The following is an 18,702-nucleotide window of genomic DNA, read 5'->3' as shown; positions in this document are numbered from 1 at the left end:
ATGGAAACGCGCCTTGGCTTTGTCGCAGCAGCGATGGTGCTTTGCCTGCCGGTGCCGGCGAAGGCGGCCGAGGAACGCGCCTTCGACGTGCGCGGCGGCAGCCTGTCGGCCGTGGTGCCGGTCATCAGCCGGCAAGGCGGCGTCAGCATCAGCGTCGCCGACGCCCGGTTATGGAAAGCGCGGGTCCGGTCGGTGCGCGGACGGATGCCCGTCGACGAAGCGATCCGCCGCCTGCTTGCGGGGACCGACGCACATGCCGTTCGGGTCAGTGCGACGAGCTGGCGCATCGAACGGCGCCCGGCGCCGCAGCGTAGCCGCGCCGCTCCCGCTCCGCGGCAAGTGCCCCAGCCCCGCGCACGTGAACCCGCGAACGAGGTGGTTGCCGCCGCGGCCGATACGATCATCGTCACCGCGTCGAAGACCGACCTTCCTTACTCGCATTTCGCCGGCGTCGTCACCCAATTGGATGGCGGCGAACTGGCGTTTGGCGGGGAACGCGGGATGGACTCGATCCTGTCGCGCACCGCCACGGTCTCCTCGACCCATCTGGGTTCGGGACGCAACAAGCTGTTCATCCGCGGCATCGCCGATTCGAGTTTCACCGGCCCGACGCAGGCAACGGTCGGCCAGTATCTGGGCGACATCAGGCTGAGTTACAACGCCCCGGACCCCGACCTGCGTCTCTATGACATCGACAATGTCGAAATCCTCGAAGGACCGCAGGGCACGCTTTACGGCGCAGGGTCGCTCGGCGGGATCATTCGCGTCATTCCGAAAGCCCCCGATCCGCGCGGCCCGACCGTACAGGCGATCGCGGGCGCCTCGCTGACCCGGCATGGCGACCCCGGCGGCGACATCGCCGGCATTGCGAACCTGCCCGTCGGCGAGGACGGCCATGCGTTGCGCCTCGTCGGTTACATGATCACCGATGGCGGCTATATCGACAATCCACTCCGCGGACAGAATGACGTCAATCGCGTGCATATCCGGGGCGGCCGCGGCACTCTTCGGCTCGATGCGGGAGACGGCTGGACCGTCGATATCGGCGGCATCTATCAATCGAACACCTCCGACGATGCCCAATATGCCGACAAGGATGCACCGCCGCTCACCCGCCGCTCGATGATCGAGCAACCGGCGAAGGCGCGCTACGGTCTCGGCACGCTCGTCGTGATGAAGGATTGGGGCGATTTGCGCTTTCAATCGTCGAACGCCTTTATCGACCACCGGCTGTTCGAACGCTTCGACGCCAGCCTGCCGGTCGCGGGCGAACTGGACGGCTCCGGGTCGGGCAACGCCGTCGGGACCGTCGACGTCGAACGCCTCTTCGCGCCGATCGACATCACGCCGTCGCGCGACGTGCCGCGTCGGCTCGAACAGCATAATGCGACGCGGATGTTCGCCAGCGAAAACCGGCTGTGGCGTCCCTATCACGACGGGTTTGGCTGGGTCGCCGGGGCAAGCTTCATCACCAATCGCGCGCGACAGGAACGCGAATATGCCTATGGGCCGCTCCATACCCCGCTGCCCGGCGTGACCAACCGGATCACCGAGTGGACGGGCTATGCCGAGGCGACCAAGGAACTGCTGACGGGTCTTGTCGCCTCCGGCGGGCTGCGGCTGTCGCACGTGCGGCTTGGCGGCATGGCCGAGGATGTGCCGTTCGCGCTTGCCCAGGCGGGGCGAGCGACGACGGCATCGCGGCACGAGACCGACCTCTTGCCCTCCGCCTCGCTGCTTGCGATGCCGCTCGACAATCTGCGGCTCTACGCCCGCTATCAGGAGGGATTTCGCCCCGGCGGGCTTGCCGTCGACGGCAATTTTGTGCGGCGTTTCAGAAACGATCGCGTCCAGACGTGGGAAGCGGGGGTGCGCTTCGGCGACCGAAAGCAGACGCTGCTCGACGCGACCTTATCTTTGTCGCACAGCCGCTGGCGCAACATCCAGGCCGACTTCATCGACAGCAACGGCTTTCCGACCACCGCCAACATCGGCGACGGCCGCATCACCAGCCTGTCGGGCGCGCTCGCGATGCGGCCGACCGACGCGCTGACCCTTGAACTGGGCGCGGTCTACAACCACAGCCGCGTCGATGATTTGTCGCCGGAGATCCTGCCCGTTTTCGCCGCGACCCCTGCGCGGCTGGGGCGCATTCCCAATGTCGCAAGCCATGCCGTGCGCGGATCGGTCAACTATGCGACGATGATCGGCGATGAGGATTTTCGTATTAACGGATGGGCCAACTATATTGGCCCATCCCGGCTTGGCATCGGCCCGGTGCTGGGCGAAAGCCAGGGCGATTATATCGATACAGGGCTTGCGATGCGTGTCGGCAACGACCGCCGCGGCCTGTCGCTGACGCTCACCAACCTGTTCGATTCGCGGGGAAATCGCTTCTCGCTCGGCACACCCTTCGTCGAGGGTAATGCGGGTTTCCTGACCCCGCTCCGCCCCCGCACGCTGCGCATCGCCGTCGACGTCGCTTATTAGGGCTTCTGACCCTTAGGGTCAGGACCCATTAATTACCCGTTCGAGGTTTGAGGCGATTTTGCTCAGGGCGAGGAGGAAAGGCGTAGGAATATGAATATATTTCAAGACTTTTCGACGCTGCCATGGGCAAAATCGGTCAAATCCCGAAGGGACGCCGAAATGGCTTCAATCTCGGACCTTCGCGGCCTTGCGGGTAGCGATGCTACCCGCTGCACCCGCCAAGGCCCGATATCTTCGCCATTTCGACGCCTCGAACGGGTAATTAATGGGTCCTGACCCTTAGAGCGCGATGACGGCGCAAAGTCATTCGGCCAGTGTCAGCCGCTCGTAACGATCCATATGATAATCGGCGCTGCCGAACTGGCCCTCGATCATCGTCGCGCGCTTGAAATAATGGCCGATCGCCAGTTCCTGCGTGATGCCGATGCCGCCGTGGGTCTGGATCGCGTTCTGGCCGACGAACCTGGCGCCGCGCGCGACCTTGTTCTTTGCCGCCGACACCGCCGCCATGCGTTCGTTCGCAGGCAGGCCCAGCTTGAGCGTCGCCATGATCGTCATCGAGCGCGCCTGTTCGACCTCCATGAACATGTCGACCATGCGATGCTGGAGCACCTGGAACTTGGCGATAGGCACGCCGAACTGCTTGCGCTGCTGAGTATATTCGAGCGTGCCTTCGTGCAGTTTCTGCATCACGCCTGTCGCCTCCGCGCAGGTCGCCACCGTCGCTTCGTCGACGATCCGTTCGATCAGCGGCAGCGCGGCGCCCTCGCCGCCGAGCAGCGCATCACCAGGAATCGCGACATTTTCGAAATAGATTTCCGACGCGCGGCTGCCGTCGACCGTCGGATAGTCGCGGCGGACGATACCCGGCAGCTTGGCGTCGATCAGGAACAGCGAAATGCCGTCCTTGTCGCGCTGGCCGCCACCGCTGCGCGCGGTGACAAGCAGATGCGTCGCCCAGGGCGCCGCATAGACGACGCTTTTGTGGCCGTTCAGCACAAAGCCCGCCCCATCCTTCTTCGCGCTCGTTTTCAGATTGGCAAGGTCATACCGCCCCTGCGGTTCGGCATAGGCAAAGGCGACGATCATATTGCCGGCGATGATTTCGGGGATCATCGCATCGGCCTGTGCGCCGCCGACGGCCTTCAGCGCGCCGCCCGCAATGACGACGGTCGGCAGATAGGGCTCGATCCCGATGACCTTGCCCAGTTCCTCCATGACGATCGCATTTTCCAGGGCGCCGCCGCCGAGACCGCCATGCTCTTCGGCGAAGGCCGCGCCGAGCATACCGAGTTCCTGCGCCAGCGCTGTCCAGATTGCGGGGTCACGGCCGCTGTCCGAGTTGATGAACTTCTGGCGCGTCTCGAAGTCGCAGGTGTCCGCGAGAAAGCGTGCCAGCGTGTCGCGGATCATGTCCTGCGTTTCGGTGTAGGTGAAATCCATTTTACATCCCCGTCGCCCCCGCGAAGGCGGGGGCCGCTATAGATTTATACTGCGGCGCTGAGTCAGGCCGGTTGCGGCCCCCGCCTTCGCGAGGGCGACGCATTTCTCAAAGACCCAAAACCATCTTCGCAATGATGTTGCGCTGAATCTCGTTCGACCCGCCATAGATCGTCGTCTTGCGCATGTTGAAATAGGTCGGCGCGGCGCGATGGGCATAGTCGGGCCCGATCGGATGTTCGTTATCGCCTTCGCCGAAGCCGCGGAAATAGGGCGCGCCATAATGGCCGACGGCTTCGAGCGTCAGCTCGGTCAGCCGCTGCTGGATTTCGCTGCCCTTGATCTTGAGCAGGCTCGATTCGGGGCCCGGCCCCTTGCCCGCATTGGCACCGGCCAGGCTGCGCAGCTCGGTGAACTCCAAGGCGGTGAGGTCAACCTCCAGCTCGGCGACCTTGCGCTTGAAAAAGGGATTGGCGAGCAGCGGCTTGTCCCCGTCGAGTTCGGTGCGCGCAATCGCCTTCACCTTCTCGATCCCGCGCTTCGATGCGGCGACGCCGGCGATACCCGTGCGTTCGTGCGCGAGCAGGAACTTGGCGCAGGTCCAGCCCTTGTTTTCCTCATAAACGCGATTTGCGACGGGGACGCGCACATCCTCCAGCCACACTTCGTTCACCTCATGCTCACCGCCCAGGGTGATGATCGGGCGCACGGTGATACCCGGCGATTTCATGTCGATGAGGAGGAAGGAAATGCCCTCCTGCTGCTTCGCGTCCTTGTCGGTGCGGACGAGGAAAAAGCCCCAGTCGGCGTGCTGCGCCAGCGTCGTCCATGTCTTCTGCCCGTTGACGATATAATGATCGCCGTCGCGCACCGCGGTGGTGCGCAGCGAGGCGAGGTCGGACCCCGAACCCGGTTCCGAATAGCCCTGACACCACCAATCCTCGCCCGACAGGATGCGCGGCAGGAAATGCGCTTTCTGTTCGGGCGTGCCAAAGGTGTAGATGACCGGGCCGACCATCGACAGACCAAAAGGCATCAGGCGGATGCAATCGGCGCGCGCGGTTTCTTCCGACCAGATGAAGCGCTGCGTCGGCGTCCAGCCGGTGCCGCCATATTCGACCGGCCAGGCTGGGGCGATCCAGCCCTTCTTGTACAGAATCTTGTGCCAGGCGAGGAAATCCTCCTTGGACAGCTCTTCGCCCTCGTCCTGCTTGCCGCGAAGCTCGGCGGGATAATTGTCGGCGATGAACTGGCGCACTTCCTGCTGGAAGGCCAGGTCTTCGGGGCTGAACTCCATGTCCATATCGATTCTCCCATTGGGCACTGGCGCCCTTATATCGAGCGCTCACCTTTACGTAAACGGCAAGTTGCAGCCTGCAACGTTTCGCCGCCGATGATTGCGCGTTACGGGAGGCTTGTCCAGCGTCGGCGCCGTGCCCCGGAAGGCCCCGAATCAGCGCGCCGCGGTGACGGCGATCATCGCGCCTTCGCTGGCATAGGCGCCGCGGATTTCGGCGATCGACAGGGAGACGGGCAGCGCCGCTCCCTCGCGCGTCACCAGTTCGGTGGCGATGCGTTGGGCATTGCCGGTGCGAAACACTGACTCCAGTGTCTCGACAAAGCGCTGGCGCTGACCGGTCGGCAGCAGTGCCGAAAAGCGCACCCGCCGGATCGCCGCAGCGTCGACGCCGACCATCGCGAGCAACGCCGCATTCGCGCTCTCGACCGTTTCGCGTACTGAAATGCGCGCGTGGCCGATGCCGCCGTCGGCCTCGATCGCCTGCAACAGCGCCCGCCGCGCGTCGGCGGCGGCATGATCTTCCATCGCCGCGCTGATGTCGCGCAGAATGATCGCGCCGCCCACAGGAACGGGAAACAGGTCGACGCGCAGCCACTGGCCGGGCCGCACGACCCCCGGAATCTCGCCCGAAAAACGCTCGCGATGATCGATCAACCGATTGACACGGTGGGCGAGCAGGCCGGTTTCGATCCCCGGAAGCGCCGCCGCCAGAGCTTGACCGGTCAACGCGGCGGCCGATCGTTCGAGCAGGTCGCACCCCGCAGGATTGATCGCCACGACATGGCACGCCGGATCGATGAGGATCACCGCGTCGCGGATCGCTTCGACCAGCGCCGCATGCGAGGCCTGCAACGCATCGGTGCGCGCGGCGATGTCGCGCGCGGCACCGCCATCGAGCCGGTGATAATCGTCGAGCGAGATCAGCACATGCGCGTCCTTGCCATGATGCGTCACGACGACTGGCATGCGCGCCGCCTGCAATCGCCAATTGGCAAAGCTGCGGATGAAATCGGCCGCCGAGACCCGCTGCGGTTCCTGCATGGTCGCCAACTCGCCCTCCGATAACCGGCCTGCACTATTCCTCCTATAGCGCGCACGACCGCGCTTTCGGTCGGAATGGGACAGAAAAGCCCCGAAAATCTGTCCGAAATGGCGCCGCTGCGCGAGGCATCACACCAGCCGCGCACGGCCGCAGCGCAGCGCATTGATCCGCGTATCGGCCTGCCCGACATGCAGACCGAGCAGACCGGTGAGGTCGCCGAGGACACCGTCAATGACGGGCGCAGCGAGCGCGACCGTGTCGCCGACCGCAGAGGTCAGCGCGCCGAGATTGAGCCCCAGCCCCACCACATTGACGTCGAGCTCCAGCTCGTCGGACAGCGATTCGGCCGCGCCCGCGACCAGCCCGCTGCTCGACACCGTCTTCACCCTCCCGTCGTCGATCTCGCCGCGCGAAAAGGCGACGGGCTTTTCGTTGAGGTCCGACAGCGTCATTTCAGCCTGCGCGTCGATGCTGACGAGCGGCAGTTTGACGAGACGCGCGGGCATCGGGTCGAGCCGGCGCCGCATGTCGGCGAAATCGCCATCGTCGACCGTGCCGATCGCCACCATGGCGGGCGACGTGACGACGCCGAGCGTCACCGCGGCACTGCTGTTCGGGGCGCAATCGATATCGGTGATCCGCGCAGAGGCGGAGCCCAGTTCGGCGAGCAGCGGGACGCGAACACTCGCCAGCGGTGTCGCTATGCGCGTATCGATTTTGAGCCGCACCTGCGCGGTGCGGACGATCACATCGTTCGTATCGGTGACGGCGATCAGCGGCGAATCCGCAGGCGGTTCGCCGATCAGCAGCGCGACGTCGATCCCCGATCCGCCGGGCAGTTCGCTCGCGAGCGACAGGTCGACCTGTCGGTTCGCGCTGCCGAGCAGCAACATCGTGCGCAGCAGGCTCAGCGCATTGACCCTCACCGGGTTCGCGGCATCGACGCGGACGCTCGACGCGCGCGGGCCAAGGTCGATCGCGCGCGAGGGGATCAGGCCGCGTGGCAAGGCGGTATCGGCGATCCGCTCGAGCGCCGCCGCCGCATCACCGCTCGAAGCGCTCGCGAGCGCCGACACCACCTGCGGCAGCGTCACCTGGCTGTCGAGCGTCTGGCCAAAGGTCAGCACATCGGCGTCGATCTCGGTCCTGAGGGCGTCGGAAAAGGCGAGCAGGTCGATGTCGGTGCTGGCAAGCGCGTTATAGTCCATCACCGACAGGTTGACCTCGCTGCCGGTCAGCCCCGACAGCAGCGCATTCGCCACGCCGCCGTTCAGCGCCGCGACGCGCGACCCCAGCGAAAAGGCGGCATAACCGCGCCGCGCGCCCGTCGCGGTCGCGCGGATGATGCTGTCAGGCCGTCCTGTCAGGAAGCCGCCGAAAAACAGCGGCCGGTCCTGCGACAGCGTGATCCGCACCGCGTTAGGCGCCGCCCCGCCCGCTGCGAAGCGCGCCTCGGCCGGGCGCGCCGGATCGGCGGTATAGGTGCCGACGGTCAGCGCCTCGATACGGATGACGCAGGTGCAATTGGCGGCGATGATCCGCTCGACCGCCGCGCGCTCTTCGCCGGGGCGACCCGCCGCCGCCAGCGCCGCGGCATCGGCGATGCCCTGAAGCTTGCGCCGGTCGAGATAAAGCGAGCCGACATCGACCGCGAGCGCCGCCGCGCCGATCAGCATCGGCATACCGATCGCCGCAGCGATGCTGATTCCCGCGCGGCGGCAGCGGATCAGCGATGCGAGACGCGAGCGGATAGCCATGCTCAATCAACCGGCAGCTCGAAGGTCGCTCGCGCGCGGATCACATGATCGGGCGACGGCACGAAGCTGGATCGCAGAAAGGAGTCGTCGGCCGCAGTGAAGGTAACGGCGACGGTGATCGCATCGGCGGTTTCGGACACGGCGACGCTGTGCGTTCCCGCCGCCGGATCGATGCTGCGCGCCACCGCGCGCTCGGCGACGGCGCGTCGGTCGGCGGCATCGAGCCCGACGATCGCCGCGCGCGCGCCGTCGTTCGCCGCCTGCTGCACATTATGCGCGAGCATGAAATAATGCCCATAGACCAGGATGCCCATCAGCAACGCAAGGAGCAGCGGCAGCACCAACGCCATTTCGACGATGGCGGCGCCGCGCTCCCCGCGCGCCAGGGTCACACCAGTCAGGGCGATTGGTCGGGCAAACCGCGAAACTCGGGTCGAAACTGTCATGGCAGGCAGTTTGCCCGCGCGATGTAAAATCGGCGTCGAGCAGCCTCGTCGCCGATTTTACACAATTTACACAAAGTTCAGCCCGCGACGAACGGCGCAATCGGCCGGAAATCGCGAAGCTTTACCGGAATGCTAATGAACGCAATGGCGCGCCCTGCGCAAATCACACATTATCCGCCGCTTCGAGCTTGTCCTGCGTGCGCAGATCGAAATCCGATGCGTCGTGGCGCTCGCGAAGCTGGCTCGCCGGATCGCCGGTCACGCGGTTGACCATCCGCCCGCGCTTCACCGCCGGGCGCGCGGCAAGCTGGTCGGTCCAGCGCAGGACATTCTTGTATTCCTGCACCTGCAGGAACTCGCCCGCATCATAGACCAGCCCCTTCACGAGCGCGCCATACCAGGGCCAGATCGCCATGTCGGCGATCGTATAATCGGCGCCGGCGATAAACTCGCTCTCCGCAAGCCGCCGGTCGAGCACGTCGAGCTGGCGCTTCACTTCCATCGCATAGCGGTTGATCGGATATTCCTGCTTGGTCGGCGCGTAGGCATAGAAGTGCCCGAAGCCGCCGCCGAGGAACGGCGCGCTGCCCATCTGCCACATCAGCCACGACAGCGTTTCGGCGCGCCCGGCGGTGTCGGTCGGCAGGAAGGCGCCGAACTTTTCGGCCAGATGAATCAGGATCGCGCCCGATTCAAAGACGCGGATCGGCTCGGCACCGCTGCGGTCGACGAGCGCGGGGATCTTGCTGTTCGGATTGATCGCGACGAAACCGCTCGAAAACTGGTCGCCCTCGCCGATGTTGATCAGCCAGGCGTCATATTCGGCGCCGCTGTGCCCCGCGGCGAGCAGTTCCTCCAGCATCACCGTCACCTTCACCCCATTGGGCGTGCCGAGCGAATAGAGCTGGAGCGGATGCCTGCCGACGGGCAGGTCCCTGTCGTGCGTCGGTCCGGCGACGGGACGATTGATATTGGCGAAACGCCCGCCGCTTTCCTTGTCCCAGGTCCAGATTTTCGGCGGCACATATTCGCTGGTGTCGGTCATCGCGAGGCTCCTTGGCTGATTTTTATACCGAACGGTAACGTAAGTGACCGCGCTTGCGCTGTCCACCCACGCCCGATCAAATTATATTTGCTGCGCGCAAAGCCGCGATCGCGTCGACATCATAGCCGATCTCGGCGAGGATCGCGTCGCTATGCTCGCCAAGCTGCGGCGCGCGCGTCGCCACGACCTTGTCGCTTGCCGACAGGCGGATCGGTGCGCGGATGACGGGCACGTCGCCCGGCGCGCCTGGATAGGCGACGGGCTCGACGAGTCGTATTGCTGCGACCTGCGGCTGCGCCAGCACCTCTCCCGCGTGCAACACCGGCGCCGCTGGCACGCGCGCCGCGCCCAGCTCGGCGATGGCGTCAGTGCTGGTGCGCTCGATGCACCAGCGCTGCATGATCGCGCTCAGTTCGGCGCCATTGTCGCCGCGCAATATGTCGCTGGCATAGCGCGGATCGCCGACCAGCTCGGGTTGCCCGACGAGCGCCGCCCAGCGCGCGAATATGCCATTGCCGACGATCTGCGTGACGATCCAGCCGTCGCGCGTGCGAAACAGGTCGGTCGGCGCCGAGCTGAAGCTGCGGTTGCCGATCGGTTGGCGCTCGATGCCGTTCAGCGCGTGATCGATGGTGAGGGCGTTCGACAGCGCGAGGGCGGTGCCGAGCAGCGATCCCGATATGCATTGCCCTTTGCCCGTCGCCTCACGCTCGCGCAGCGCGAGCAGGATGCCGAAAGCGCAGTGCAGCGCCGTGGCGAAATCGACATAATTGACCTGCGCGCGATAGGGCTGGTCCGCCGTTCCGGTGAGGTGGACCGTCCCCGACATCGCCTGCCCCACCGCGTCGAAGCCGACGCGGCCCGCGAGCGGCCCCTCGCTGCCGAAGGCTGAGGCGGTCGCGAGGATGATGCGCGGATTGATCGCGGACAGGCTGTCATAGTCGAGCCCCAGCTTGACCAGCGCATCATGCGGCAGGTTGGCGACGACGATGTCGGCGGTTTCGACCAGACGGCGCACGATCTCGCGCCCCTCCGCACTGCCCGGCTTCAGCGTCAGGCAGCGTTTGGCGCGGTTCATCTGCATGAACATCGCACCCGACCCGTCGTCGGCGACGGGCACCGTGTAGCGGTCGTCATTGCCGCCGGGCGCCTCGATCCGGATGACATCGGCCCCATAATCGGCGAGCAGCGCCGCACAATAAGGCCCGGCGATATAGCGGCCAAAATCGAGCACCCTTATTCCCGTCAGCGGCACGCCATACCCTTCCCGTTTCCCATTGTTTCAATCCGGCTAGCAGCCGCCCGTCGAGCCTGCCAGTGGCTTCGTCGAAAGCGGCGGCTTGCATGTTCGCGCGGCGATCATAAGCTTGGCCGATAATTTCAATCGGGGATCATATCATGGCGCGCTTCGCTCTAGCCCTTGCGGCGACACTGGCTTGTTCAACCTCCGTCTGGGCGCAGATTGCACCCGCTCCCGCCGCTGCGACCAAAGAGGACAAATGGGACGTCAACGCCCCGCCGGGCATGACGACGCGCAAGGTGCCGATCGCGGTCGACGAGGGCAGCTGGATGAACGTCGATGTTGCCCCCGACGGCCGCACCATCGCCTTCGACCTTTTGGGCGACATCTATACGGTGCCGATCGAGGGCGGCACGCCGACGCGCATCGCCGAGGGGCTCGCCTATGAGCATCAGCCGCGCTTCGCGCCCGACGGCAAGCGCATTGCCTTCGTCTCCGACCGCGGCGGCGGCGACAATGTCTGGATCATGAACCGCGACGGCAGCGACAAAAGGCAGGTGTCGAAAGAGGATTTCCGCCTGCTCAACCAGCCGAACTGGTCGCCCGACGGCCAGTTCCTCGTCGCCAAAAAGCATTTCACCACCAGCCGCTCGCTCGGCACGGGTGAGGTGTGGATCTATCATGTGTCGGGCGGCGCCGGCGTGCCGCTGGTCAAGAAACCCGATGAACGGCATCAGAAGGAACTGGGCGAACCCATTTTCGCGCCCGACGGCAAAAGCGTCTATTACACGCGCAACGTCACGCCGGGGCCGATCTTCGAATATGCGCAGGACAGCAACCGCGACCTGTTCCACATCGAACGCTACAGCCTCGAGGACGGCAGCATCAGCACCGTGGCGTCGGGCAATGGCGGCGCGGTGCGCCCGACCCCGTCACCCGACGGCAAGCGCCTCGCCTTCGTCCGCCGCGAAGGCGCGCGCTCGAAGCTCTATGTAAAGGATCTCGCGTCGGGCGCCGAAACGAAGCTTTACGACGCGCTCGACCAGGATGTGCAGGAAACCTGGGCGGTCACCGGCGTCTATCCGAACATGGCGTGGACCCCCGACAGCCGCGACATCCTCTTCTGGGCGGGCGGCAAGCTGCGCCGCGTCGGCGCCGGCGGCGGCGAGGCGCGCGTCATTCCGTTCAGCATCGACGACGATCGCGTGATCGTCGACGCGGCGCATCCGGCAGTCGAGGTCGCCCCCGACAGCTTCACCACCAAAATGCCGCGCTGGGCCGAAGTATCGCCCGACGGGCGCAGCATCGTCTTTGAAACGCTCGGCAAGCTGTGGGTCAAGCCCGCGACCGGCGGCACCGCGCGGCGGCTGACCAGCGCGAAGGACGCGGCGATGGAGGCGTGGCCGAGCTGGTCGCGCGACGGCAAGTCGATCGTCTTCGTGCGCTGGACCGATGCAGGCCTCGGCGAAATCCATGTGACCGGCGCCAGCGGCGGAAGCTCGCGCAAGGTGACGGCAACGCCCGGCCATTATGCCGAACCGCGCTTCTCGCCCGACGACAGGACGATCGTTTTCGAGTGGCGCCGCGGCGGCGGGCTGGTTTCGGAACGCTGGGGTGAAGACCCCGGCGTCTATCGCATCGCGGCGACCGGCGGCACCGCGGAACGGATCAGCCGCGACGGGGCCAAACCGCAATTCGGCGCCGCGAACGACCGCGTCTTCATGGTCGCGTCGACCGACGGCAAGAGCCAGCTCGTCAGTACGGACCTGGACGGCGAGGACAAGCGCGTCCACGCGAGCGGCGAGCTGGTCAGCGACTATGAAGTATCGCCCGACGGTCGCACCCTCGCCTTCCGACAGAATTACGACGCCTATGTCACGCCGCTGATGCCCGGCGGGCAGGATGTGTCGCTCGGCATCAAGAGCGGGGCGCTGCCCGTGACGCGCGTGTCGGGCAGCGGCGCCGACTATATCCACTGGTCGGACGGCGGCCGCCGCCTGCACTGGAGCCGCGGCGCGACCTTGTTCAGCGCCGATCTGGCGAACCTCTTCGCCAATGCTCCCGTCGACGACAAGGCGCCGAAGTTCACGCCGCCGACCGATGGCGTGTCGCTGGCAATGACGCAGGCGGCGGCGAAGCACAAGGGAACGGTCCTTATCACCGGCGCCAGGATCGTCACCATGGCCGACAAGGACGGCGGAGTGATGGAGAATGGCGCGATCCTGATCGAGGACGACCGCATCGCCGCGATCGGCCCCGCGGGCGCGATCACCATTCCCGCAGGCGCGGTGACGATCGACGCCACCGGCAAGACGATCGTTCCCGGCTTCGTCGACGCCCATGCGCATGGCCCGCACGGCGCCGACGAACTGGTGCCGCAGCAGAATTGGTCCGAAATCGCCAATCTGGCGATGGGCACGACGACCAGTCACAATCCCTCGTCGCGCGCGTCGGAAATCTTCGTTTCGTCCGAAATGCAGCGCGCGGGGCTGATCCTCGCGCCGCGCATCTTTTCGACCGGCGAGATCATCTATGGCGCGAAGGCGGCGGGCGTCTATGCCGAGATCAACGGCTATGACGATGCGCTCGCACACGTCCGGCGGCTGAAGGCGCAGGGCGCTCACAGCGTCAAAAACTATAATCAGCCGCGGCGCGACCAGCGGCAGATGGTCGTCAAGGCGGCACAGGCGGAGGGGCTGACCGTCGTGCCGGAGGGGGGATCGCTCTACACGATGGACGTCTCGCTCATCCAGGACGGCAATGCGACCGTCGAGCATAATATCCCGCTGCACGTCTTCTACCGCGATCTCGTGCAGCTTTGGGGCCAAACGCAGGTCGATTACACGCCCACGCTGGTCGTCACCTATGGCGGCCCCGCGGGCGACCCCTATTGGCGCGCGCACACCAATGTGTGGGAGCATCCGATCCTGACGAAGCATATCCCGCCGACCGAACTCGCCGCCAACAACAAGCGCCGCGTGATCGCGCCCGAAAGCGACTATGTCGACGACGATGCCGCGCGCCAGGCCGGCAAGATCGCCGCGGCGGGGCGCATGGTGTCGATCGGCGCGCACGGCCAGCAGGCGGGCCTTGGCGCGCATTGGGAAATCTGGTCGTTCGTGCGCGGCGGCTGGAGCAACATCGATGCGCTCCGCGCCGCGACGATCATGCCGGCCACCTCGCTCGGCTATGCGAAGGACGTGGGCTCGCTCGAGGTTGGAAAGCTCGCCGACCTGCTTATCATCGACGCCGACCCGACCGAAAACATCCGCAATACCGAGCGAATCCACCGCGTCATGCTCGGCGGACGACTCTATGATCCCATCACCATGAACGAGGCCGAAACCGGGTCGCGCAAGCGCGATGCCTATTGGTGGGAAACGGAAAAGCCCTGATCGCGCATCCGGTCCGTCCTTTTTTGTGACCAAAGGGTTGCAACAAGGACGGACCGCCGCTAGGGGCGTCTCCTCTCAGCGAGGAGAGTTGGCTGAGTGGTCGAAAGCGTCGCACTCGAAATGCGAAGTGCCCGCAAGGGTACCGAGGGTTCGAATCCCTCACTCTCCTCCATTTTTCCCTGACCTGCCCCTTGATCGACGGTCACCTCGAACGGCAAACGGCGGTCTGGTTCACATTTGCGCGCCGAGCAGCGACGGCGCGGTGACAGAGCCAACGACCGCGCCGACGATGAGGAACAGCACGATCGCGATGACCACCACGACCGCGACATAGCCGACGGCCTTGTCCTGCGGCACCTTCATCAGCACCGGCAGGCCGAGGTAGAGGATGTAGAGGCCATAGAGCGCAAAGAGCAGCCCGATCAGGCCGAGCGCGGGAATCAGCCCGAAAATGCCGCCGACCCACGCCGCGGTGCCCGAATAGGCCGCGACCTTCAGCGCCTGGATCTGGTCCTTTTGCCCGCCGAAACTGGGCGCGAGCCCGTCGATCACGAGCGCCAGGACAAACACCATCGCCAGCGTCAACCCATAGGACAGGATGGCCGAGGTGAGCGCCGCTCCCATCGGCGGATGCCATGTGGTGCCCAGCACCGAGACGCCAACGAGTTGCCCGCCGATCAGCGAGGCGAGCGGCCCGATCGCCGCCAGCACGAGGACATAGGGAATATAGATGGACTGCGCCGTCGCCGGTTCGGCGGCGATCACCGGCCAGCTTTCCCTGGGCCTGAGCAATATGTCCCTGGCGCGCTGGACGATGCCCGCGGCGGAACCCGAACCATTGGGTGGTAAATCAGCCATCATGCGTCTCCCCTGCTAGGATGCGGCCCGCAACCCGATCGGGACATGCAAAAGCCACGGGAATGTTTAGCCCCGATGACCAACGCATCTGTAACCCCGATCACAACCGACTCGGCAAACCGCGGCCCCGCGACTGTAACGCACTTGAAACAGTCGTAAACCGCCATAGATTGAAGTCATGACACCCGAATCCGGCCCCGAAACCCCGATCACGCCCGTGACCCCGCTGGTCGCCCGCGCGCGTTTCGCGCCCGGCGACATCGTGCGGCACCGCATGTTCGACTTTCGCGGCGTCGTGTTCGACATCGACCCGGTCTTTGCGAACAGCGACGAATGGTATGAAGCGATCCCCGAGGAGATCCGTCCGGCGAAGGAGCAGCCTTATTACCACCTGCTCGCCGAAAATGGCGATTCATCCTATATCGCCTATGTCAGTCAGCAGAATCTGGTCGCCGACGGGGACGGCGGGCCGATCGACCATCCGCAGATCGAAACGATGTTCGACGGGATGGAACGGGGACGTTACCGGGTGCGCGCCATCCATCGCCATTGAGCGCTGCGTCAGGCTTTCAGTTTCCAGCCCGACGCCAGCAGGCGATAGGTTGCATAGCCCAGCACGACATTGACCGCGACGAGCACCAACAGCGCGGTCAGCACGGGATTGGCGATCGTCGCATCGACCGTGCCGATGAAGCCGTAACGAAAGCCCATGATTGCGTAATAGACGGGGTTCGCGTGTGCGATCCCCTGAAACCATGGCGCGAGCAGGTCGACCGAATAGAAAGTGCCCGACAGAAGCGCCAGCGGGGTCACGACGAAGTTGGTCACCGCCGCGGCATGGTCGAACTTTTCAGCCCATACCGATGTGATGAGCCCGAGGAACCCCAGCATCATCGCGCCGAGCACGCCAAAAACCCCAACCGCCCACAGATGATTGACCCCGACGTCGACGCCGGGCCAGAAGAGCATCGCGATCCAGAGCGCGAAGCCGACGAGGATCGCGCGCGTGATCGCGGCGCCGATCAGCGCGATGACCAGCTCGCCTACCGCGAGCGGCGGCATCAGATAATCGACGATCGTGCCCTGGATCTTGCCGACGAGCAGCGAAAAGCTGGAATTGGCAAAGCTGTTCTGCAGCATCGCCATCATGATGAGCCCCGGTGCGATGAAATCGGCAAAAGGCACGCCGATGACGGTGCGCCCCGCACCGCCGAGCGCGACGGTGAAAATGACGAGAAAAAGGAGCGTCGTGATCGCCGGGGCCCAGATAGTTTGCAGCTGGACCTTGAAAAACCGCCGCACCTCCTTGACATATAGCGCCTGCATGGCCGGCACGTTGAGCGCGCGGATGTGCGGGATGCCGGGTTCGGCAAAAGCCGGAACCGGACGGATATTCGCTGAGTCGGGGTTCGAAATTTTGGGCTGGTCGTTCATGGCGTTCTCGCCTATCGCCTCCCCGATCTTACCGCAAGCTGGGCCGTCGCGACAACGATCCCGAAAGGATCGCAAGGCACACGCTATGGCCCGTGGCGGGAAATGATGAGGAACAGAATATGTCATGGACCGATGAGCGCATCGAGCAATTGCGCAGCATGTGGGAAAAGGGCCTGACCGCCAGCCAGATCGCCGACGAACTCGGCGGGGTCAGCCGCAATGCCGTGATCGGCAAGGCGCACCGGCTGGGCCTGAAATCGCGCCCCTCGCCCGTCAAGGCGACCGAGAAGATGGCAAAGCCCGCGAAAACGGCAGCCCCCACTGCGGCGAAACCTGCGCCCGCCGCGACGGCGGCGCGACCCACCGCACCCGCCACGCCGCGCCCGGCATCGACTGTTCCGCGTCCCGAACCCAAGCCTGCGGCCGAGGCTCCGCACATCGAGAATGCCGCCGCCGCGCCGACGAAACCGGAAGCGCCGCGGATCGTGTCGATCGGCCCCGGCGGCTTTATCCGTCAAGGCCCCGGCGATCAGCAGGCGCCGATCCCGCCCGCACCGCCGCGTCGGCTGGTGCCCGCCAAGCCGAGCCCGGAAATCGCCGACAAGACGAGCCTGCTCGACCTCAACGACCGTATCTGCCGCTGGCCGATGGGGCATCCGGGCGAGCCCGATTTCCACTTCTGCGGCGAAGCGGTGAACCCCGGCTTTCCCTATTGTGTCGAACATTGCGGCCGCGCCTATCAGGCGCAATTGCCGCGCGGCACGCGCCGTCCGCCCCCGCCCCCGCCCTTCGGTGGTCCCCGGGTTCGTTAAAGGCGTCCGGTGAGGCCGTTCGGCCAGGATTTCGAATTCGCCCGCGCGCTCGGCCTGCAAATGATCGAGCGCCGCGACGGGCGTTGCACGATGGCCATCGATATTGAGCGCGAACGACATTTCAATCCGCAAGGCGTCGCCCATGGCGGTGTCGCCTATTCGCTTGCCGATACCGCCATGGGCGGCGCCCTGTTCAGTTCGCTGGACGAAGGTTTCTGGTGTGCGACACTCGAGATCAAGTTCAACTATCACGTCGGGGTGCGCGAAGGCCGCCTGATTTGCCAAGCAAGCGTGCTGCACAAGGGCAAGCGGGTGGCCAATATCGACGCGCGCCTGTTCCAGAACGACCGGCTCGTCGCGAGCGCCAACGGCAATTTCGCGATTTTTCCGGCGCCGGACGCCGGATAGACGAAAGGCGCCGGATCAACGACCCGGCGCCTTCCTTTTTGCTCCCGAAAGGTCAGAAGCGATAACTCAGCGTCCCGCGAACGCTGTGCGTGCGGAAATGCGGATCGCTGCGGCGGATGTCGGTGCCGCCGCCGTTCAGCAGGAACGGATTGGTCGCCGGCGCGCTTCCCGGGCCGACATTGACGACATAGTCCTTGTCCTTGACGTCGGTGTAGAGATATTCGAGCCCGATGCCGATGTTGTTGGTGACCATCAGTTCTGCACCGCCGCCGACGGTGTAACCCCACGCATTCGTCTTGCCGTTGTCGGCAAAGCTGTTCGCGGTGTTCGTGGTCGTGAACCTGTTGTCGAGCCGCGCATAGGCGCCGCCGCCGGTGACATAGAAAAGCGCGCCGCCGCCCGGCGTGTATCCTGCGCGCAGACGCGCGTTCGCCTGATAGTCGGCCTCGCGGCTCATGGTGTAACTCGCCGGTGTGGTCGAAAAGCCCGAAACACTGTCGCGCGCGACGCTGTGGCCGCCCTCGACCACCGCGCCGAGCACGAAATTGCCCATGCGCTTGTCATAACCGAGGCGCCCGAAAAACTCCGGACCGTCCTTGTCGTTGCGGCAGCCGACATTGGCGGTGCTCGTCGCAGCGCCGTTGCAGAAGCCGGGCGAAAAGGCATTGGTTCCGCCTGCGGTATTGACGGTGTCGCCATAGGTGCCGTCACGGTCGGTGTCGAACACCAAAGTTTCGCCGCGATCGTTGCCCTGCAGCGTGGCGCCGCCGCCGATCGAGATATAGGGACCGTCGAAGTCCCGAGACGGATCCCGATTGTCCTGAGCAACGGCTGGAACGGCCAGAACGGATGCCGCCGTGGCGGCGAGGAGAGCTACGAATTTCATGTTTTTACTCCATTTTTTATGACCTTGCAGTCGCCATCCAAACCCGGTGGTGACGCGGAAAGTTCCTTGCGCAGGCCGGAATGCGGTGAATCGATGCCGCGATGCGCCGGATAACGACCGTTAAAACCGCGCTTGCCAGTGCCCTTCCC

15 protein-coding genes and 1 tRNA gene are annotated in these 18,702 nt (G+C 65.2%); 6 read left to right on the top strand and 10 right to left on the bottom strand.

What is annotated here, in order from left to right; all coding sequences use genetic code 11:
* Positions 1-2,490, top strand: a complete 2,490-nt coding sequence (locus SALA_RS05580; protein WP_011541408.1) for a TonB-dependent receptor domain-containing protein — start codon at positions 1-3, stop codon at positions 2,488-2,490.
* A gap of 303 nt (positions 2,491-2,793) precedes the next feature.
* On the opposite strand, the gene SALA_RS05575 is transcribed toward SALA_RS05580, so the two are convergent.
* The 7 genes from SALA_RS05575 to SALA_RS05545 form a co-directional block, all read right to left on the bottom strand.
* On the bottom strand, positions 2,794-3,933 hold the full coding sequence (locus SALA_RS05575) for an acyl-CoA dehydrogenase family protein (protein ID WP_011541407.1): 1,140 nt from the start codon (positions 3,931-3,933) through the stop codon (positions 2,794-2,796).
* Between the two features lie 106 nt (positions 3,934-4,039).
* Entirely contained in the window at positions 4,040-5,233 is a 1,194-nt protein-coding gene (locus tag SALA_RS05570; RefSeq protein WP_011541406.1) for an acyl-CoA dehydrogenase family protein, read from the bottom strand.
* Between the two features lie 150 nt (positions 5,234-5,383).
* Positions 5,384-6,271, bottom strand: coding sequence for a PAS domain-containing protein (locus SALA_RS05565; RefSeq protein WP_237700946.1), 888 nt, complete (start codon positions 6,269-6,271; stop codon positions 5,384-5,386).
* 129 nt (positions 6,272-6,400) lie between these two features.
* Positions 6,401-8,029 (bottom strand): TadG family pilus assembly protein, encoded by a 1,629-nt coding sequence (locus SALA_RS05560; RefSeq protein WP_011541404.1) that lies wholly within the window; start codon positions 8,027-8,029, stop codon positions 6,401-6,403.
* 2 nt (positions 8,030-8,031) lie between these two features.
* Positions 8,032-8,421: a TadE/TadG family type IV pilus assembly protein gene (locus tag SALA_RS05555; RefSeq protein ID WP_237700925.1), complete on the bottom strand. Its 390-nt coding sequence runs from the start codon at positions 8,419-8,421 to the stop codon at positions 8,032-8,034.
* 217 nt (positions 8,422-8,638) lie between these two features.
* The gene (gene yghU / locus SALA_RS05550; protein ID WP_011541402.1) at positions 8,639-9,520 is read right to left on the bottom strand and encodes a glutathione-dependent disulfide-bond oxidoreductase; all 882 of its coding nucleotides are present in this window, start codon (positions 9,518-9,520) and stop codon (positions 8,639-8,641) included.
* 76 nt (positions 9,521-9,596) lie between these two features.
* Complete coding sequence (locus SALA_RS05545; protein ID WP_011541401.1) at positions 9,597-10,775, bottom strand: CaiB/BaiF CoA transferase family protein; 1,179 nt, start codon at positions 10,773-10,775, stop codon at positions 9,597-9,599.
* 143 nt (positions 10,776-10,918) lie between these two features.
* Between SALA_RS05545 and SALA_RS05540 the strand changes: the two genes are divergently transcribed.
* Both SALA_RS05540 and SALA_RS05535 read left to right on the top strand, forming a co-directional pair.
* Complete coding sequence (locus tag SALA_RS05540; RefSeq protein WP_011541400.1) at positions 10,919-14,155, top strand: amidohydrolase family protein; 3,237 nt, start codon at positions 10,919-10,921, stop codon at positions 14,153-14,155.
* An 82-nt stretch (positions 14,156-14,237) separates the two neighbouring features.
* A tRNA-Ser gene (locus tag SALA_RS05535) sits at positions 14,238-14,327 on the top strand.
* Between the two features lie 59 nt (positions 14,328-14,386).
* Here SALA_RS05535 and SALA_RS05530 read toward each other — a convergent pair.
* On the bottom strand, positions 14,387-15,016 hold the full coding sequence (locus tag SALA_RS05530) for a Yip1 family protein (RefSeq protein ID WP_011541399.1): 630 nt from the start codon (positions 15,014-15,016) through the stop codon (positions 14,387-14,389).
* Positions 15,017-15,191: 175 nt separating this feature from the next.
* On the opposite strand from SALA_RS05530, the gene hspQ reads away from it, so the two are divergent.
* Entirely contained in the window at positions 15,192-15,566 is a 375-nt protein-coding gene (gene hspQ / locus SALA_RS05525; protein ID WP_011541398.1) for a heat shock protein HspQ, read from the top strand.
* Positions 15,567-15,574: 8 nt separating this feature from the next.
* On the opposite strand, the gene SALA_RS05520 is transcribed toward hspQ, so the two are convergent.
* Positions 15,575-16,447, bottom strand: a complete 873-nt coding sequence (locus SALA_RS05520) for an ABC transporter permease (RefSeq protein ID WP_011541397.1) — start codon at positions 16,445-16,447, stop codon at positions 15,575-15,577.
* Positions 16,448-16,566: 119 nt separating this feature from the next.
* On the opposite strand from SALA_RS05520, the gene SALA_RS05515 reads away from it, so the two are divergent.
* Together SALA_RS05515 and SALA_RS05510 are read left to right on the top strand one after the other, a co-directional pair.
* A complete protein-coding gene (locus SALA_RS05515) occupies positions 16,567-17,259 on the top strand; it encodes a GcrA family cell cycle regulator (protein WP_011541396.1) in 693 nt (230 codons plus the stop codon).
* A 9-nt stretch (positions 17,260-17,268) separates the two neighbouring features.
* Positions 17,269-17,667 (top strand): PaaI family thioesterase, encoded by a 399-nt coding sequence (locus SALA_RS05510; protein ID WP_011541395.1) that lies wholly within the window; start codon positions 17,269-17,271, stop codon positions 17,665-17,667.
* 52 nt (positions 17,668-17,719) lie between these two features.
* On the opposite strand, the gene SALA_RS05505 is transcribed toward SALA_RS05510, so the two are convergent.
* Positions 17,720-18,553 carry an outer membrane protein gene (locus SALA_RS05505; RefSeq protein ID WP_011541394.1) on the bottom strand — a complete coding sequence of 278 codons (834 nt, stop codon included), beginning with the start codon at positions 18,551-18,553 and terminating at the stop codon, positions 17,720-17,722.
* Positions 18,554-18,702: the final 149 nt, after the last annotated feature.

The organism is Sphingopyxis alaskensis RB2256 (assembly GCF_000013985.1).
Lineage (GTDB): Bacteria > Pseudomonadota > Alphaproteobacteria > Sphingomonadales > Sphingomonadaceae > Sphingopyxis > Sphingopyxis alaskensis.
The sequence above is the reverse complement of the archived record's forward strand: the minus strand, read 5'-3'. Positions and strand labels throughout refer to the sequence as shown.

What these genes read in the sequence shown, in the direction of transcription:
- SALA_RS05580 (WP_011541408.1), top strand. Translation starts at nt 1, where the DNA reads ATGGAAACGCGCCTTGGCTTTGTCGCAGCAGCGATGGTGCTTTGCCTG.
- SALA_RS05575 (WP_011541407.1), bottom strand. Translation starts at nt 3,933, where the DNA reads ATGGATTTCACCTACACCGAAACGCAGGACATGATCCGCGACACGCTG.
- SALA_RS05570 (WP_011541406.1), bottom strand. Translation starts at nt 5,233, where the DNA reads ATGGACATGGAGTTCAGCCCCGAAGACCTGGCCTTCCAGCAGGAAGTG.
- SALA_RS05565 (WP_237700946.1), bottom strand. Translation starts at nt 6,271, where the DNA reads ATGCAGGAACCGCAGCGGGTCTCGGCGGCCGATTTCATCCGCAGCTTT.
- SALA_RS05560 (WP_011541404.1), bottom strand. Translation starts at nt 8,029, where the DNA reads ATGGCTATCCGCTCGCGTCTCGCATCGCTGATCCGCTGCCGCCGCGCG.
- yghU (WP_011541402.1), bottom strand. Translation starts at nt 9,520, where the DNA reads ATGACCGACACCAGCGAATATGTGCCGCCGAAAATCTGGACCTGGGAC.
- SALA_RS05540 (WP_011541400.1), top strand. Translation starts at nt 10,919, where the DNA reads ATGGCGCGCTTCGCTCTAGCCCTTGCGGCGACACTGGCTTGTTCAACC.
- SALA_RS05530 (WP_011541399.1), bottom strand. Translation starts at nt 15,016, where the DNA reads ATGATGGCTGATTTACCACCCAATGGTTCGGGTTCCGCCGCGGGCATC.
- hspQ (WP_011541398.1), top strand. Translation starts at nt 15,192, where the DNA reads ATGACACCCGAATCCGGCCCCGAAACCCCGATCACGCCCGTGACCCCG.
- SALA_RS05520 (WP_011541397.1), bottom strand. Translation starts at nt 16,447, where the DNA reads ATGAACGACCAGCCCAAAATTTCGAACCCCGACTCAGCGAATATCCGT.
- SALA_RS05515 (WP_011541396.1), top strand. Translation starts at nt 16,567, where the DNA reads ATGTCATGGACCGATGAGCGCATCGAGCAATTGCGCAGCATGTGGGAA.
- SALA_RS05505 (WP_011541394.1), bottom strand. Translation starts at nt 18,553, where the DNA reads ATGAAATTCGTAGCTCTCCTCGCCGCCACGGCGGCATCCGTTCTGGCC.